Genomic DNA, 15,153 nt, shown 5'->3' with positions numbered 1-15,153 from the left:
GCGCCGCTGGGCCTGCAAATACACCCACCTCAACTGAAATACGAAAGGAAATATGATGAAACGTCACACCATGATTGCCACGATGTTAGCCCTTGCCGTGTCTGGATTGGGCGCCGCGCAGGCACAGCCGAGTCAAACCGGCATGAACACTAAGTCGTGCCAGGACATGATGAAAGGCATGAACATGGAAGGCATGAACATGCAAAACATGGACGCCAAGTCGTGTGAGGAAATGATGAAGGGCATGAGCGTACAGCAAGCAAACAAAGGTGCGCAGGCCACTCGCCATGAGGCTATCGGTACGGTGAAATCCGTCGACCCGGCCGCAGGAACCGTGACGCTCGCGCATGGGCCGATCAAAAGCCTGAACTGGCCGTCCATGACGATGGGCTTTGCCGTCAAAAACAAGGCCATGTTCGACAAACTTTCGGTCGGCAAGAAAGTAGACGTGGAGATCGAGCAGCAAGGCGGCAAGTACGTCATTACGGCCGTGAAGTAAGCATGTTGCCGGCGCGACGGATGAGTTGAGCGCGGTATCGTCCGTCGCGCATGGTGCCGGTGCAACATGGCGGCGCCTACGGACACTATTTACCGCTATAGATACTCGACACCCGAGTGGTTCAGGACCACTGACGACGGTACGTATACAATGTGGGAAAAATGTAACAGAATGTGTGCAAAACTGATAATTGCCGTGCTACATTAATCACATGCGTAAGCCGTTCCGAATATTCTTCCTGTTCCTGCTTGTCGTGTCCCTGCCGATGCGGAGCATGGCCGGGGTAGCAACAGCAGAATGCGGCATGGACCATCAAGCTGCCGTTGATGGCAGCGCGGGCCACACCGCCATGCTTGTGCACGAGATGCAAGATATGGAAGCGCATGAAGCAGGGCACGAGGACATGCCCGACCATAGGCAAGCAGCCCCGCAAGACGAACAGCCCTGCGACGACTGCGAGACAGCGAGCGACGTTCATGAAGCTACCGGCTGCGGCACCTGCGCGCAATGCTGTATCGGCGCATGTGCTCCGCCTCCTATCGTTGTCCTTACCGCGGTCGAAGAAGCCGTCAGCAGCGTGCAACTATTCCACCTCTCTTCCTTTACCGGGCACATACGCGCCCGCATTGAGCGGCCACCACGGCTCGCGTGACCCTTCGCGTCCGGACTGACGCTTTCCTGTAGGCCCTGCTGAACTCCCGGCGTGTCTTCCGGTACCTGTGCTCGCGTGCACCGGCCGGGTAGCCGTGGCTTCCGTACTGGCTATTGGACCATTGGTCCCTCCATGCCCGCTCCTGCAGGCAAACACTGCCCCTGGCATCGGCGGCAACCCGTCGCCTGCCCGTATCTCGGTTTCTAAAACAATGCACCTGGAGAGAAAAATGAAATACAAGACCATTCCGGCGGCCACCGCCGCGCTTGTGCTGGCGATGTCGCACCAAGGCGTTCACGCCCAGCAGCCCGCGACTACCGGCGAACCCGCCGACGGCGGAGGAATGCAACGCGTCCAGATCACGGGCAGCCGGATCAACCTGAGGCAGGAGCAGATTTCCGGCGTGGGGCCGGTCACGGTGATCGACGCCGACACCATCCAGCGCTCCGGCGCGATCTCGGTCGAGACGCTGCTGCAGCGCCTGCCGTCGTCGGCCGGCACCGCGGGCAACCAGTCCAGCGCCTACTGGACCAGCAACGGTTATGGCACGACCCAGGTGAACCTGCGCGGCCTGGGTATCGATCGTACGCTGGTCCTGCTCAACGGCAGGCGCGTGGTCTCGGGCGGCACCGGCGCCAACAGCTCCGTCGACCTGAACATGATCCCGGTCGCGATGATCGAGCGCGTCGAGGTGCTCAAGGACGGTGCCTCGGCGATCTATGGCGCCGACGCCGTCGCCGGCGTGGTCAACATCATCACCAAGAAGGCCTTCGACGGCGTCGAAGCCTCGGTCCGCTACGGCAGGACCGCGGAAGGGGACGGCGCCGAGAAGTCGGCCGACGTGGTCTGGGGTACGCGCAGCGAGCGTGGCTCCCTGATCGCCTCGCTGAATTACTCGGAAAGCGAGGCGGTCAACCTGGCCTCGCGCGCGCCTTGCGCACTGGTGGAAGACGACGGCGAACTGGTTTGCTCGGGCAGTTCCTCGACCATCGGGGGCCGGGCGCGGCTCGCAGACGGGAGGCGCGTCAATTTCAACCAGGACCCGAACGGTAACCCGCGCGGCTTCGAAACCTATAGCGCGGCCAAGCATGCCTACAATAGCAACCCGTTCCTGAATGCGGTCAATCCCATCAAGCGCATCGGCGTCAGCGCTTTCGGTAATGTGCACCTGAGCGAGAAGGTCGAGCTCTTCACCGAGCTGATGTTCACCAATCGACAGTCCGAGCAGCTTGCCACACCGGGCGCAATTGGTGTCTACCGCCCGATTCAGATTGCCGCGAGCCATCCGACTAATCCGACCGGCCAGGACCTGACTCTAGAGCGGCGCCGCGTCGCCGAAGTCGGGCCGCGCTACTTCTTCCAGGAGACCAACACCTTCCGCGTGCTCGCAGGCCTGAAGGGAACGATCGCAGGCAGCTGGGACTGGTCGGCATCCCTGAACTGGGGCCGCAATACCGGTGTCGACGGCATGACCAACATCATCAACCTGGACCGTGTGGATGCGACGCTGAACGCGGCGACGTGCGGGACCGGTCCGGGCGCTGCCCCTTGCGGAAACTACCTCGGCTACGGCAATCTCAGCCCAGCTGTGCTCGACTACATCCACTTCACGACGCGCGACCATGGCGGCAACGACCAGAAGAGTTTTAATGCGAGCGTCAGCGGGGAGCTGTTTTCCCTGCCGGCGGGCCCGGTCGGATTCGCTTCCGGCTTCGAGTACCGCCGCGAGCAGGGCTGGCGCGATCCGGACAGTCTGATCGTGTCGGGCGCAGCCAATACCAATGCCCAGGACCCGATCGCCGGCCAGTACAGCGCGCGCGAGGTGTTCGCCGAGCTGTCGGTTCCGGTGCTGGCGAAACTCCCGTTCGTGGACGCGCTGAACCTGAACGCGGCGGCGCGCTATTCCGACTACAGCCTGTTCGGCTCGCAGGCCACCTACAAGCTCGGCCTGGACTGGCAGGTCATTCCGTCGCTGAAGCTGCGCGCCAATCGCTCGACCGCTTTCCGGGTACCGAACGTCCCGGAACTCTTCGGTGGAGTGTCCGAGGGCAACCTGACGACCACCGATCCCTGCAACAGCTGGAATACGATGGACCCGAATTCAGCGGTCTACAGGAACTGCCAGGCCTCGGGCCTGCCGGCGGGCTTCCGCCAGTTCGGTCCGTCCATCCTGACGACCGGCGGCGGCAATCCGAATCTGAAACCCGAAGAGGCGGACACCTTTACCGTGGGCGCGGTCTGGACCCCGTCGAAGTCGCTGACCCTGACGCTCGACTATTTCAATATCGAGATCGACAACGCGATCGAGACGGTACCCGGTTCGACCAAGCTGGCCGTGTGCTACAACTCCCCGGGGCTGTCGCACATCTTCTGCAGCCCGTCGAGCTTCACGCGCGATCCGCGCACCGGCGAAATCAACTTCCTGTCCTCGCAGCCTGCCAACGCGGCCCAGCAACGCGTCTCCGGCATCGACTTTGGCGCCTTGTATGACTTCAAGCTGTACGGCTGGAATTCGTCGCTGTCGGCCGATGTGTCGCGCCTGAACCGGTTCGACGTCGCTCCGTTCCCGGGCGGGGAGGTGATCGAATACGCCGGCAAGATCACGGGTGGCCGCGGCAGCTACGCCAAGTGGCGTTCGACCGCGTCGCTGACGACCGGGATCGGACCGTGGTCCGGCTCGTACACCGTCCAGTACATCGGCAAGGCGGACGATATCAATGCGGCGCCTGGCGACATCGGCGCGCAGGCACCGAGCGTCGTTTATCACAACGCGAGCGTGAAGTATGCCTTCAACAAGGCCGTGGCGATTTCGTTCGGTATCGATAACCTGTTCGACAAGAAGCCGCCGTACATCCAGAGCTGGACGGACGGTAATACCGACACGATGACCTACGACCTGCTCGGCCGCCGCTGGCACGTGCGCCTGGGCTACAAGTTCTGATCGGGCCCGCCAGGGCTTTTCGTGCCGCCGGGCCTGCCTGCAGGCCCGGCGCTACAACTCAATGTCGACATAATTATGCAATCAGCTTTCTGGGTGCGCCGCGCCCACAAATGGATAGGACTGGTGATCGGAGTCCAGGCACTGCTGTGGATGATCAGCGGGCTCTACATGGTCGTGGTGCCGCTTGAGGTCATCCATGGCGACCACCTCGCCCATGTCCCAAGCGAGCATCTCGCGACCTCCAGCGCGAGGATGCCGCAGGCGAAACTGCACGACACCTATCCCGGCATCACCTCGGTTCGTCTGAAGGTGTTGCTGGAGAAGGAAGTGTACGAAATCAGGCAGGACAAGAAAGTCAGCCTGGTCGACGCGGTCACCGGCAAGACCATCAGCCCGATCGACCGCGAGACCGTACTTGCCCTGGCAGACGCCGCCTACGCAGGCGAAGGCAATGTGCGCGGCATCGAATGGGTAACCAAGGCGCCCTCGGAAGTCGGCGCGCGGCCGGTCCCGCTGTGGGCGGTGCACTACGACGACGCCGGCAAGGACACCCTGTACTTCTCGCCATTCTCGGGCGACCTCGTCGCACGGCGCCACGAACTCTGGCGCTGGTTCGACTTCCTGTGGATGTTCCACATCATGGATTACGAGGAGCGCGAGAACGTGAACAACAGCCTGCTGCGGGTCGCCTCGATCACGGGCCTGGCCTTCGCGCTGTCGGGCGCCTGGCTGCTGTTCTACAGTTTCCAGCGCAGGAGGCAGGCATGAGCCATTGGATGCGCAAGCTGCACAAGTGGATCGGCCTCCTGATCGCGATCCAGTTCCTGTTATGGATGGGCAGCGGGGTGGTGATGAGCCTGCTCGACGCAGGCAAGGTGCAGGGACGGGAATTCCGGATCAAGCCGCCTGCGCCGCCAACCTGGCCGCGCGACGCGCTCGACCCGTCTGCACTACTGGCGAAAAGCACGGAAGGTGTCTCTTCGGTTACCTCCGGCTGGGTGCTCGAACGACCGGTGTACCAACTGCAGGGCGACAAGCGCAGCTGGCTGGTCGGCGCGGTCGATGGCCGTCCGTTCGCCATCGATGCGGCGCTCGCCGGCGCGATCGCTCGCGCGTCGTACTCGGGGAAAGGCCAGGCTGGAATCGCGCGGCTGCTCGACTACTCGCTCGAAGCGCGGGCACACAAGGAGCCGGTGTGGCGCGTCGACTTCGATGACGCCGACGAGACCTCGGTGTACGTCTCCGCCCGTTCGGGCAAGGTGCTCGAACATCGCAACAGCACCTGGCGCCTGTTCGACTTCTTCTGGATGCTCCACATCATGGACTATAGCGAGCGGACCAACTTCAACAATCCGCTCCTCGTGTCCAGCGCAATCGGCGGCCTGTGGATGGCCTTGAGCGGCGTCTGGCTGCTGTTCGCAAGCGTGCGCCTGGCGGAGTTCGTTCCCGCTCGCCTGCGGCGGCGCAGCCGCATCCATCTCGTAGGATCGGCGGATGCTGAGTCGCGGTCGGTCGATGCCGCCGCCGGCGACACGGTCTTCCAGGCCCTTGCACGCTCGGGATTGCAGTTGCCTTCCAACTGCGGTGGCGGGCAAAGTTGCGGGCTGTGCGAGGTCAGGTGTGTCGGCAAGGTTCCGGCACCGACGGCTGCCGACCGTGCTCTGCTGCCGCCGCACAAGCTCGACGCCGGATACCGGCTGGCCTGTGGATTGCCTGTGGGGCACGGCGTCGACATCGATGTCGGCGACCCTGCGCTGCTGGCCAGGGAGCACACCGCGGTTGTATCCAGTGTGAAGGCGCTGACCCCCTTCCTGCGCGAGATCTCGTTACGGCCAGCACGTCCGCTTGCGTGCCGCCCGGGCGCCTATGTACAGATGCACGTGCCGCCCTACGCGCGGGATGCCAGCCATATCGATGTCCCGGATGACCATCGCGACGATTGGCACAAGGCCGGAACAGGCGGCCAACTGGTCAACGACGCGCCGCTGCGCCGCTCCTATTCGGTCGCGGTTCCGGTGGAGCGGGCCGACGGCCACCTCGTTTTCCTGGTGCGCTTCATGCCGGGCGAACGGCCGGGCAGGGGATCGAGCTATATGTATACGCTCAAGCCGGGCGACGCCGTCTCTTTCAGCGGTCCATACGGCGAGTTCGCCCTCAAGCCCGGGGCGCGTGAGAAGGTGTTCATCGGTGGCGGCGCGGGCATGGCTCCGCTGCGCGCCATGATCCATGCGCTTTTCGCGCAAGGGGCAAGCGAGCCTGTCCATTTCTGGTACGGCGCCCGCAGCCGGCGCGACGCGCCGTATGTCGAGGAGATGGCGGCGTTTGCGGCACGCTATCCGAATTTCGACTGGCGGCTCGTGCTGTCGGAAGAGGGCGGTGCTGGGCCGACAGGCTTCGTGCACGAGGCAGTGCGCGATGGCTTGCTACGCGACCATCCGAATCTGGCGTTGCTCGAGTTCTACGTGTGCGGCCCGCCGGCCATGCTCGCCGCGACCCGCCGGATGCTGCAGGAACTCGGCGTCGAGGACGGCATGGTCGCCTTCGACGACTTCAAGGTCTGAGACCGCACGGGAGCCGCCATCCTTACCTCAGCTTGCGCGAGGGCCAGTGGTCATGGACGATGGTGCAAGCCTTCCCAGACAACCGCGGTGTTCCAGTCGATGCGCTCGGTTTCCTTGAGCACCTTGCGCGTGGACGACCTGGCGAAATCAGTGCCATCCGCTAGGTGGCTGCTCGCATACTCGCCGCGCGTACGTTCGACGTGGCCACCCTCGTAGATCAGCGCTTCTGGTGCTAGGGGGCAATTGCCTTTGCCTGGTCGCCGGCGGCAAGCGCGGTGTGGAAGGCGGCGGCCGCCCTGTTTCGGTCGGCCGCCATGCGTCAGAACAGAAACGACTATCCGCTTGCATTACATCTGTTCGCCCGGGGGCGAGGTCGATGCAAGCCAGGCCGCCAGCACGACGACCGCCAGTAGCACCAGCGCTTCGATCCACAGGATGCGCCTGAACCTTGCCGGGAAGTGCTCCGGTGTGGCGTTACCTGTGGACTCGCGCGCGAGCCAGGGCGGCATCACAAAAAAGCGGTTGAAACCGCCCAGCATCGCCGCTGCCCCCACGAGCAGCAGCTTGGCCATGAGCGTACTGCCGTAGGGGTTGCCGACCAGGTTGCTGAACCCGCCCAGGCTGCGCCAGGCGGCGTAGATACCGGTCACGAAGATGCCAGTCAGGGCAACCGTCGCCGAGCTGGACAGGGACGCTACATAAGCGGCCCGCGCACGCCTGTCGGCTGCGGTCATATTGTTGGATGTCCTCAACATGACGCCACCGGACAGGACCACTTCCCCGACCCACAGGCTGATCAGGCCAAGGTGGACCCAGTCCATCAACAGACGCACGCTGATGTCGCCGTCGCTTGCCGCGTGGCTCATCATCCCGCGGGTGTACCAGAACGCGGCCAGTCCCAGGAGGGTCAGCAGCGCCGGGCGCGTGCTTCGGACACCACGGAGGAGTGCCCCGGCGGTGGCCACTGTCAATCCGGCGATGCCGATCGAGGACGCGTATCCGAGGTGAGTGGAGGTCAGCATCGACCAGGTGGCGCCTCCCGCTTCGGCGACCGGCACTTCGGCCATCGCCGCCGATTCGAGCCACAGCCACACGACGCTAACGACCAGTGCGACGAAGGCGCTGGCGACGGCAGCCTTGCGAATCGGTTGGCCGCGTACTTCAGCCCACTTCGATGTATCGCCGGCAAGCCACAAACGGGACGCGGTCGCTCCCGTGAGCACGGCAACGGCCAGGTTCAGCAGGGCAGTGACAAGATGCTGGGCGGTTTCCAGGCCCGGCCCCATCACTTGACCTTGAACGTAACGTCGCCCTTTGCCTTATGGCCGTCGTGCGTCATCGTCGACCACTGGATATGGTACTCGCCGGTGGATAGCGCCGGCAGCGGAGCAGTCATGACGGTGGGATCCGCCTTGTCGACGATTGTGGCGGCGACCGGGATGTCGTTGTTCTGTGGGCCGGTCACCTTGATCTTGCTGAACGCGGGCTCGAGCGCTTCGTTGAACTTCAGGCGGACCTGCTTTGGTGCCGTGTCGTACGTGCTGCCCGCTTCGGGATTGGACGATTGCAGTTTTGCGTGTGCGAAGGCCGAGGAGGTGACGGCGCATGCGAGGGCGAATGTGGTGACGGCCAGAATGCGTTTGAGGGACATGCTTTTCCTTTTCGTTAGTTTAATCAAGTGCGGAGATGGTCGCCTTCCTGATCCGTCAGCCTGCGGATAAGGAAGGCATGGCTTTTACTTGGCCGCTTCAAGTTTGGTGACGATCAAACTGCCATTGACGCGCTCAACCCGGAAGCGGATGTTATCGCCGGCCTTTACCTGATCGGGCATGGCCGGATCCTGCACCTTGAACACCATCGTCATGGCTGGCATGTTCAGGTTATTCAGCGGGCCATGCTGGATCGTCAGCTTGCCGGCGTCCCTGTCGACCTTCTTCACTTCACCGGTCGACAGTGTGTTGGAATCTCCCTGCGTTTCGGAAGGTCCTGCGTTATGACCGGCATGATCATTCATCTGCATTTGAGCGGATGCACTGCTTGCTGCGAGGGCGAGACCAGCCGATACAACAAGCGAGGAAAAAAGCGAGGAAAAACGAATCATGTAAGGCTCCAGAAAAATTGAAAAATTTCCGATTACGACAGAGGTACAAGGACGTTTGCCGCGGCGGGTGTGAAACTTACTCCAGGTGTTCCTTTCATACAGCGTTCAGTCGGAGCACTTCGTTGCCGCGCATCGTGATTCGCTGGCCGTCCTCGGTCACCATGACCTTACCCTCTTCAATGCTGGTCGCGCGGCCGTACTCCTGACATCAATTAGCGAGAACTAGTTGAAATACTGTGGCGACTCGCTCACATACACCGTGAGATTGTCTGCGCCGGGCAGAATGTGCGAGAGTGGGAAGGACCTCGTGTCGAGCGTGTCGAAACTCCAGGTCACGCTCTTGCCGCCGGCATTGATCACGACGGCCTCGAGGCGGGTCACGTTCAGGTACCGCGTCTCCTGGTCGATCGTGATGGTGCGGCTGGCGCCGCCAGCGACTGCGTATCCGAACGGCGCCTGCCGGCCCGGCGGCGCCGCTTGCGGCGCAGCGGTGAGTTGCGGATCGGACGCTGGCGTCGGCTCGGCGTGCGCCAGCCCGGCGGCCATTGCGGTTCCGGTGAATAGCGTCGCGAAAGCGATCCTGGCGATGTATGCGGTCATCTGGTTCTCCTGTTGGGACGTGCCTTGCTTGTTAGCGAAACGGGAAAAGTCCCGCGTTGGAGGCCATATTACGCATGCGACGCCGACAGGAAGGTGACTCGAAGCTTACGTTTTCGTAATCGTCCGGTCAGGAGCGGCCGCGCCGGCGTGGCAGAGGGCAGATGATCTACATCCGCGCTCACCCGGGCAGATCTGGTCGACGTCGCGTCAGGGCTTGCAGCAGACCGCGCTTTCGCAGGTTAGGAAGATCGTCGACCCGCAGCAGAAAGACATCCAGAAATTCGACGCCTGGTTGAAATAGCGCCCTGCCGGACAAGCCCCCGTTTGCGGACGGCGGCATTCGGAATTCCAGACGCTGCCGAATGGGCGGCCGTAATCGCGCAGTCAGTCTACCGCTGGCCCTGCGTCAAGCGACTCCGGTTTCCAGCGCCGCAGAAGCAGTGAATTCGACACCACACTCACGCTGCTCAATGCCATGGCAGCGCCGGCAATGACGGGACTCAGGTAACCGAAAGCCGCCAGCGGTATCCCGACGATGTTGTACACGAATGCCCAGCCCAGGTTCTGCCTGATCTTTCGATAGGTCTTCTTCGATACATCAATCGATTCCGCGACGAGCGAGGGGTCGCCGCGCATCAACGTCACGCCTGCGGTATGGATCGCCACTTCGCTGCCCGTCGACATCGCCACTCCCAGGTCTGCCGCGGCCAGGGCGACAGCATCGTTGATACCATCGCCGACGAAACAGACGGTCTCGCCATTCTGTTTGAGCTCGCTGACGACGCGCGCCTTGTCGGCCGGGAGCAAGCCGGCCCTGAAATCGTCGATGCCGACTGCTTCCGCGACGGCCCTTGCCGCGCCTGCATTATCGCCCGTCAGCATGACGGCGCGTATCCGCAGATGACGCAGCCGAGCGAGCGCATCCTTCGCGGTTTGCTTGATTGTGTCGCCGAATGCGAGGAATCCGCACAATTCCAGGCCGCCCGCTGTCGTTACGACCAGCCAGGAAACGGTGCGGCCGGCGTTCTCGTGATGAGCGGCGACGCCTTCCAACACGCCCAGAGAAACGCCAAGTTCCTGCATCAGCCGTGAGTTGCCGAGGTAAGCCGTGGCGCCATCGACATCGGCCTGTACACCACGCCCGGGCAGCGCTTTTGCATTGGATACGGGGCGCAGCGCGACACCGCGATTGGACGCTTCCGCCTCTACCGCCTTCGCCAGCGGGTGATCACTATATTGCTGGAGTGCGCGCGCCAGTTCGAGGAGGTCGCGCTCCGGCAGGCTCGCACCTTTTACGGCGACCACGGCAGGTTTCCCTTCGGTGAGCGTTCCGGTCTTGTCGAAGGCGGCTACGGTGACCGCATGGGCGGTTTCCAGTGCCTCGGCATCCTTGATGAGGATGCCGTATCGGGCCGCGACACCGGTGCCGACCATGATCGACGTCGGTGTCGCCAGACCAAGGGCGCAAGGGCAGGCGATCACCATCACCGCAACCGCGTTCAGTAGCGCCTGTTGCCAGTCGCCGCTGGCGAGCCCCCATCCGACAAACGTCACCGCCGCGATGACGAGTACTACCGGAACGAAGACGGCGCTGACCCTGTCGACGAGTCGTTGAATCGGCGCTTTGACGGCTTGCGCGTCTTCCACCATCTTGATAATCCGTGAGAGCATGGTTTCGCCACCAACGGCGATTGCCCTTGCAATCAACATGCCGTCAGCATTCACCGCACCGCCGGTAACGGCGTCGCCGACGGATTTCGAGACCGGAAGGCTTTCGCCGGTCAGCAGCGATTCGTCCAGGTGACTGCTCCCTTCGACGATCACCCCGTCGACAGGCACGCGGTCGCCGGGGCGGACAATGAAAAAGTCGCCGCGACGGACGTCGGCGATCGGGACTTCTTTGTCGACGCCATCGCGTCGCACGATCGCGTTGATCGCACGCAGGGACTCGAGCGCGCGCAGCGCGCCCACGGTCTGGTGTTTGGCGCGCTCTTCCAGCCATTTGCCAAGGAGGACCAAAGTGATGATGACAGCCGACGACTCGAAATACAGGTGTTGCATACCGTCGTGACTGTGCTGCGCCCACAGCAGGTAGACCGAAAGCCCGTACGCAGCCGAGGTACCGAATGCCACGAGCAGATCCATGTTGCCGGCACCTGCACGCAGTGCCTTCCAGCCAGCCTTGTAGAAGCGCGCGCCGAGCCAGAATTGAACCGGGGTCGCCAGCAGCAGTTGCAGCCAGCCGGGCAGGGCCCAGTCCTGACCGAACGGCATGGCCAGCATCGGTACGACCAAGGGCAGGCTCAGGAGTGCGGACGCGGCCACGCGCCACCAGCTGGGCAGGGCGGGAGTGGCGTCCGAAGCAGGCCGGCTCTCGTCAGGTATCCTGGCCTCATACCCGGCTTTCGTGACAGCATCGATCAACATATCGGGAGAGACGCCGCCCCGCGCCCTTACCTGGGCTTTTTCCGTTGCAAGGTTCACCGATGCCTCGGCTACCCCAGGCACTTTTCGAAGCGCCTTCTCCACTCGCGTGACGCACGAGGCGCAGGTCATGCCGGAGATCGAGAGGCTGAAGGCCGCAGCCGGCACCTCGTAGCCGGCTTTTTCCACGGCTTCATACAGTGTTTCGACACGCGTTTCGGCATCGGCACGTACCGTCGCCCGTTCCGTGGCCAGGTTGAGTGAAGCCTCCCGCACCCCGGGAACGGCTTTCAAGGCGCGCTCGACGCGTGCGACACACGAGGCGCAAGTCATGCCGCCGATCTGGAAGGTCAGGTCAATCGGATCCGGATTTGGTTTAAGAGCAGTATTCATTGGTCTCTCCATGAGCAAGGTCTTCAGGATAAAGCTTCCAACCATTGGAAGGTCAAGCGGTAACCGTGCCGGGATCAGATGCGCCGCGCGATGGGTAGCTGCGATGATCCAGGTAATGCAAAGCTTGGCAGCGTCTGCGGGGCTGACAGAATGCTTACTCAGAGATTACATTTCTGTCAGGTCTGCGACAGAACTGCTCTTGAAGGGCAAAATCGTCGGACTTTCTTGTTAACTGTTCTATACATGAAGATTCTTGTAGTCGAAGACGAGCCCAAGACCGGTGAATACCTGCGTCAGGGGCTGATGGAGGCAGGTTTTATGGTCGATCTGGCGCGCGACGGCGCCGATGGACAACACCTTGCGCTGACCCAGGCTTACGACCTGGCCATTCTGGATGTCATGCTCCCCAGCATGAATGGATGGGACATCCTGCGCGGGATCCGGCAGGCAGGGAAGGACATGCCCGTCATGTTCCTGACTGCAAAGGACGACGTCGACCACCGCGTCAAGGGGCTGGAGCTCGGCGCGGACGACTACCTGGTCAAGCCGTTCGCGTTCTCCGAACTGCTGGCGCGCGTGCGCACCTTGCTACGCCGTGGCACGAAGGTCAAGGAAGCCGAGTCGCTGCGCGCCGCCGACCTGGAGCTCGACCTGCTGCGCCGTCGGGTCACCCGGGCCGGCCACAAGATCGATCTGACCGCGAAGGAATTCGCCTTGCTGGAATTGCTGCTGCGGCGCCAAGGAGAAGTGTTGCCACGATCGCTGATCGCGTCCCAGGTGTGGGACATGAATTTCGACAGCGATACCAACGTGATCGAGGTGGCGGTCCGGCGTCTCCGGGCGAAGGTCGACGACGCTTTCGAGGAAAAGCTCATCCGGACGGTACGTGGGATGGGCTACGTGCTGGAGGCGCCGTGAGGCTGCCGGGTGCGCGCTCGGTAACACTGCGCCTGACGCTGCTGTTTGCCTCGGCGTCTGGCGTCGTGCTGATGGTGCTCGGCATGGTCGTTGGCCACCTCGTCGAGCGCCATTTCGCCGAACTCGACACGGAGATGCTGAGCGGAAAACTCGAGCTCGCCAGACACGTTTTGGGACAGGTGCATACGGCGGCCGACCTCCAGGCGCTCACGCCGCGCGTGGAAGCGGCATTCGTTGGCGATCACGAACTGTCGCTGCGAATCCGGGCCACCGACGGCACGATACTGTACGCCAGCCCCGATGCCGACTTTCCGCGAGTGTCTACCGACCCAGGGGGCGTAGCCGGACTGGTACACGCCGCTGACGGGCGGGAACTGCGGGTACTGGCGGGATCTGCGCCACTCGGAATGCAGGTCCCGCCGGTGCTCGTCGAGCTGGCCACCGACCTGGTTCACCACCAGCACTTCATGTCATCGTTCCGCGCCGCGCTTTGGGCGACCGTCGGGCTAGCCGCCTTCGTCACCGGACTCATGGGCTGGGCGGTGGCGCGGCGTGGGCTGGCGCCGCTGCGCGCCATCACGAGCGATGCCGCCCGCCTGACCGCGGAGCGGCTGGACTGGCGCGTGCCGGTGGACTCGGTGCCGCAGGAACTGGCGGAGGTCGCAGTGGCCCTCAACCAGATGCTTGCCAGGCTGGAGCGTTCGTTCAGGCGACTGTCCGATTTTTCCTCGGACCTGGCACATGAGCTGCGAACCCCGCTCAGCAACCTGTTGACCCAGACCCAGGTCACGCTGTCCCAACCCAGGAGCGCGGCGCAATACCGCGACACACTGGCCTCCAACGCGGAGGAGTACGAACGGCTGTCGCGCACGATCTCGGACATGCTGTTCCTGGCGAAGGCCGAGAACGATCTGATGGTGCCGCAGCGGGAACCGGTCGATCTGCGTGAGGAGGTCGAGACAATGCTGGAGTTCTACGGCAACCTCGCCGAGGAAAAATCGATCGTGGTGTCGGTCAGCGGCCAGGCCAGCGTCGCAGGTGACAGGTTAATGCTGCGCAGGGCGATCGGTAACCTGTTGTCGAATGCATGCAGGCACACCCCGGTCGCCGGAGCGATCTCGGTGGTCCTGTCCAGCGTGCCGGGCGGCGGTACGACGATCACGGTGCGCAACACGGGCGAGACGATCGATGCCCAGCACCTGCCGCACCTGTTCGATCGCTTTTACCGCGCTGATGCCGCGCGGCGCCGCGATGCGGAAGGGGCGGGGCTTGGACTGGCGATCACCCGATCCATCTTGCGCGCACATGGCGGCGCCGCCTCGGCCCGGTCCAGCGACGGGGTGACCGAATTTGAACTGACGTTGCCGGCTTGAGCTCAAGTGCGGCTGTGCGTGCGCCGGTTTGGACAGCGTCACCCGCACCCGCGCGTTGTTGATCGCGGGCCGACGCGATGAGTAAGGCGCCTTGTGGCGGGCTATTTTTTTACTGTGAACTACCAACGCGAAGCGTGTGCGGCGTGCTTGTACATCGTGCTAAATTGTCAGTATGCGAAAACGGTTGCAATTATTCTTCTGGTGTCTGCTCGTCGTATCCCTGCCGATGCAAAGCATCGCGGCGATCGCGAAGTTTGAGTGTGGCATGAGCCATCACTCAGGGATGGGTAGCGATATCGGAGAGAACCAAGCGCAACTGCAGAACATGGGAAATGACGCTGCACATGCACCGATGGTTGCAACCGGCAGCACCGCGATGCAGAGTGTCGACTCGGACGAAGATTGCGGCAGCGCTGGTGAGCACAAGCGTGTCGGGTGTGCTTTCTGTGCAGGATGTTCTATCGGAGCATATGCTCCGCCTCCGGGCATTGCCCTCACTGCAGCCGAAGAAGTAGTGCAGGACATTCGACAGTTTTCACTGTCCTCCTTTAAAGGGCATATACCTGCCCGTATCGAGCGTCCTCCAAAGACCGCCTGATCGAGACCTTGTTCGGTTCGTAGTCACGTGGTCCTGCATCAGCTAAGGGCCAGAACCGTTCGCGCGCATGAGTGTCGTCGCGGCCGAGAGGTC

Annotated in this window: 14 protein-coding genes; 8 read left to right on the top strand and 6 right to left on the bottom strand. The window is 62.9% G+C overall.

From position 1 onward, the window contains the following. Positions 1 to 55 precede the first annotated feature (55 nt). The 5 genes from ACWYRN_RS21550 (at position 56) to ACWYRN_RS21530 (ending at position 6,653) form a co-directional block, all read left to right on the top strand. On the top strand, positions 56 to 499 hold the full coding sequence (locus ACWYRN_RS21550; RefSeq protein ID WP_290423406.1) for a copper-binding protein: 444 nt from the start codon (positions 56 to 58) through the stop codon (positions 497 to 499). Between the two features lie 211 nt (positions 500 to 710). Continuing rightward, positions 711 to 1,151 (top strand): hypothetical protein, encoded by a 441-nt coding sequence (locus ACWYRN_RS21545; RefSeq protein WP_290423405.1) that lies wholly within the window; start codon positions 711 to 713, stop codon positions 1,149 to 1,151. Positions 1,152 to 1,380: 229 nt separating this feature from the next. Continuing rightward, positions 1,381 to 4,092 (top strand): TonB-dependent receptor, encoded by a 2,712-nt coding sequence (locus ACWYRN_RS21540; protein WP_290423404.1) that lies wholly within the window; start codon positions 1,381 to 1,383, stop codon positions 4,090 to 4,092. A 75-nt stretch (positions 4,093 to 4,167) separates the two neighbouring features. After that, complete coding sequence (locus ACWYRN_RS21535) at positions 4,168 to 4,860, top strand: PepSY domain-containing protein (RefSeq protein ID WP_290423403.1); 693 nt, start codon at positions 4,168 to 4,170, stop codon at positions 4,858 to 4,860. An 8-nt stretch (positions 4,861 to 4,868) separates the two neighbouring features. Then, positions 4,869 to 6,653 (top strand): 2Fe-2S iron-sulfur cluster-binding protein, encoded by a 1,785-nt coding sequence (locus ACWYRN_RS21530; protein WP_488689766.1) that lies wholly within the window; start codon positions 4,869 to 4,871, stop codon positions 6,651 to 6,653. 347 nt (positions 6,654 to 7,000) lie between these two features. On the opposite strand, the gene ACWYRN_RS21525 is transcribed toward ACWYRN_RS21530, so the two are convergent. The 6 genes from ACWYRN_RS21525 to ACWYRN_RS21500 form a co-directional block, all read right to left on the bottom strand. After that, on the bottom strand, positions 7,001 to 7,939 hold the full coding sequence (locus tag ACWYRN_RS21525; RefSeq protein ID WP_290423401.1) for a copper resistance D family protein: 939 nt from the start codon (positions 7,937 to 7,939) through the stop codon (positions 7,001 to 7,003). After that, positions 7,939 to 8,304 carry a copper homeostasis periplasmic binding protein CopC gene (gene copC / locus ACWYRN_RS21520; protein ID WP_488689764.1) on the bottom strand — a complete coding sequence of 122 codons (366 nt, stop codon included), beginning with the start codon at positions 8,302 to 8,304 and terminating at the stop codon, positions 7,939 to 7,941. Before copC ends, ACWYRN_RS21525 begins: the two co-directional genes overlap by 1 nt. 84 nt (positions 8,305 to 8,388) lie before the next feature. Beyond that, positions 8,389 to 8,754 carry a copper-binding protein gene (locus ACWYRN_RS21515; protein ID WP_488689762.1) on the bottom strand — a complete coding sequence of 122 codons (366 nt, stop codon included), beginning with the start codon at positions 8,752 to 8,754 and terminating at the stop codon, positions 8,389 to 8,391. A 94-nt stretch (positions 8,755 to 8,848) separates the two neighbouring features. Beyond that, positions 8,849 to 8,917: a CopK family periplasmic copper-binding protein gene (locus tag ACWYRN_RS21510; RefSeq protein WP_488692862.1), complete on the bottom strand. Its 69-nt coding sequence runs from the start codon at positions 8,915 to 8,917 to the stop codon at positions 8,849 to 8,851. Positions 8,918 to 8,976: 59 nt separating this feature from the next. Beyond that, complete coding sequence (locus ACWYRN_RS21505; protein WP_290423398.1) at positions 8,977 to 9,354, bottom strand: CzcE family metal-binding protein; 378 nt, start codon at positions 9,352 to 9,354, stop codon at positions 8,977 to 8,979. A 384-nt stretch (positions 9,355 to 9,738) separates the two neighbouring features. Next, on the bottom strand, positions 9,739 to 12,171 hold the full coding sequence (locus ACWYRN_RS21500; protein ID WP_488689759.1) for a heavy metal translocating P-type ATPase: 2,433 nt from the start codon (positions 12,169 to 12,171) through the stop codon (positions 9,739 to 9,741). A gap of 243 nt (positions 12,172 to 12,414) precedes the next feature. On the opposite strand from ACWYRN_RS21500, the gene ACWYRN_RS21495 reads away from it, so the two are divergent. The 3 genes from ACWYRN_RS21495 to ACWYRN_RS21485 all read left to right on the top strand — a co-directional run bounded on the left by ACWYRN_RS21495 (position 12,415) and on the right by ACWYRN_RS21485 (position 15,060). Beyond that, entirely contained in the window at positions 12,415 to 13,089 is a 675-nt protein-coding gene (locus ACWYRN_RS21495; protein WP_290423396.1) for a heavy metal response regulator transcription factor, read from the top strand. Further along, on the top strand, positions 13,086 to 14,462 hold the full coding sequence (locus ACWYRN_RS21490; protein WP_290423395.1) for a heavy metal sensor histidine kinase: 1,377 nt from the start codon (positions 13,086 to 13,088) through the stop codon (positions 14,460 to 14,462). Before ACWYRN_RS21495 ends, ACWYRN_RS21490 begins: the two co-directional genes overlap by 4 nt. Before the next feature lie 184 nt (positions 14,463 to 14,646). Then, positions 14,647 to 15,060 (top strand): hypothetical protein, encoded by a 414-nt coding sequence (locus tag ACWYRN_RS21485; protein ID WP_313178294.1) that lies wholly within the window; start codon positions 14,647 to 14,649, stop codon positions 15,058 to 15,060. Positions 15,061 to 15,153: the final 93 nt, after the last annotated feature.

Source organism: Massilia sp. BAP21, assembly GCF_057801335.1.
This window is presented reverse-complemented; position numbering and strand designations above follow the sequence as displayed.

Bases quoted from the DNA above. Each gene is read 5' to 3' on its own strand.
- ACWYRN_RS21550 (WP_290423406.1), top strand. From the start codon at position 56: ATGAAACGTCACACCATGATTGCCACGATGTTAGCCCTTGCCGTGTCT.
- ACWYRN_RS21545 (WP_290423405.1), top strand. From the start codon at position 711: ATGCGTAAGCCGTTCCGAATATTCTTCCTGTTCCTGCTTGTCGTGTCC.
- ACWYRN_RS21540 (WP_290423404.1), top strand. From the start codon at position 1,381: ATGAAATACAAGACCATTCCGGCGGCCACCGCCGCGCTTGTGCTGGCG.
- ACWYRN_RS21535 (WP_290423403.1), top strand. From the start codon at position 4,168: ATGCAATCAGCTTTCTGGGTGCGCCGCGCCCACAAATGGATAGGACTG.
- ACWYRN_RS21530 (WP_488689766.1), top strand. From the start codon at position 4,869: ATGCGCAAGCTGCACAAGTGGATCGGCCTCCTGATCGCGATCCAGTTC.
- ACWYRN_RS21525 (WP_290423401.1), bottom strand. From the start codon at position 7,939: ATGGGGCCGGGCCTGGAAACCGCCCAGCATCTTGTCACTGCCCTGCTG.
- copC (WP_488689764.1), bottom strand. From the start codon at position 8,304: ATGTCCCTCAAACGCATTCTGGCCGTCACCACATTCGCCCTCGCATGC.
- ACWYRN_RS21515 (WP_488689762.1), bottom strand. From the start codon at position 8,754: ATGATTCGTTTTTCCTCGCTTTTTTCCTCGCTTGTTGTATCGGCTGGT.
- ACWYRN_RS21505 (WP_290423398.1), bottom strand. From the start codon at position 9,354: ATGACCGCATACATCGCCAGGATCGCTTTCGCGACGCTATTCACCGGA.
- ACWYRN_RS21500 (WP_488689759.1), bottom strand. From the start codon at position 12,171: ATGAATACTGCTCTTAAACCAAATCCGGATCCGATTGACCTGACCTTC.
- ACWYRN_RS21495 (WP_290423396.1), top strand. From the start codon at position 12,415: ATGAAGATTCTTGTAGTCGAAGACGAGCCCAAGACCGGTGAATACCTG.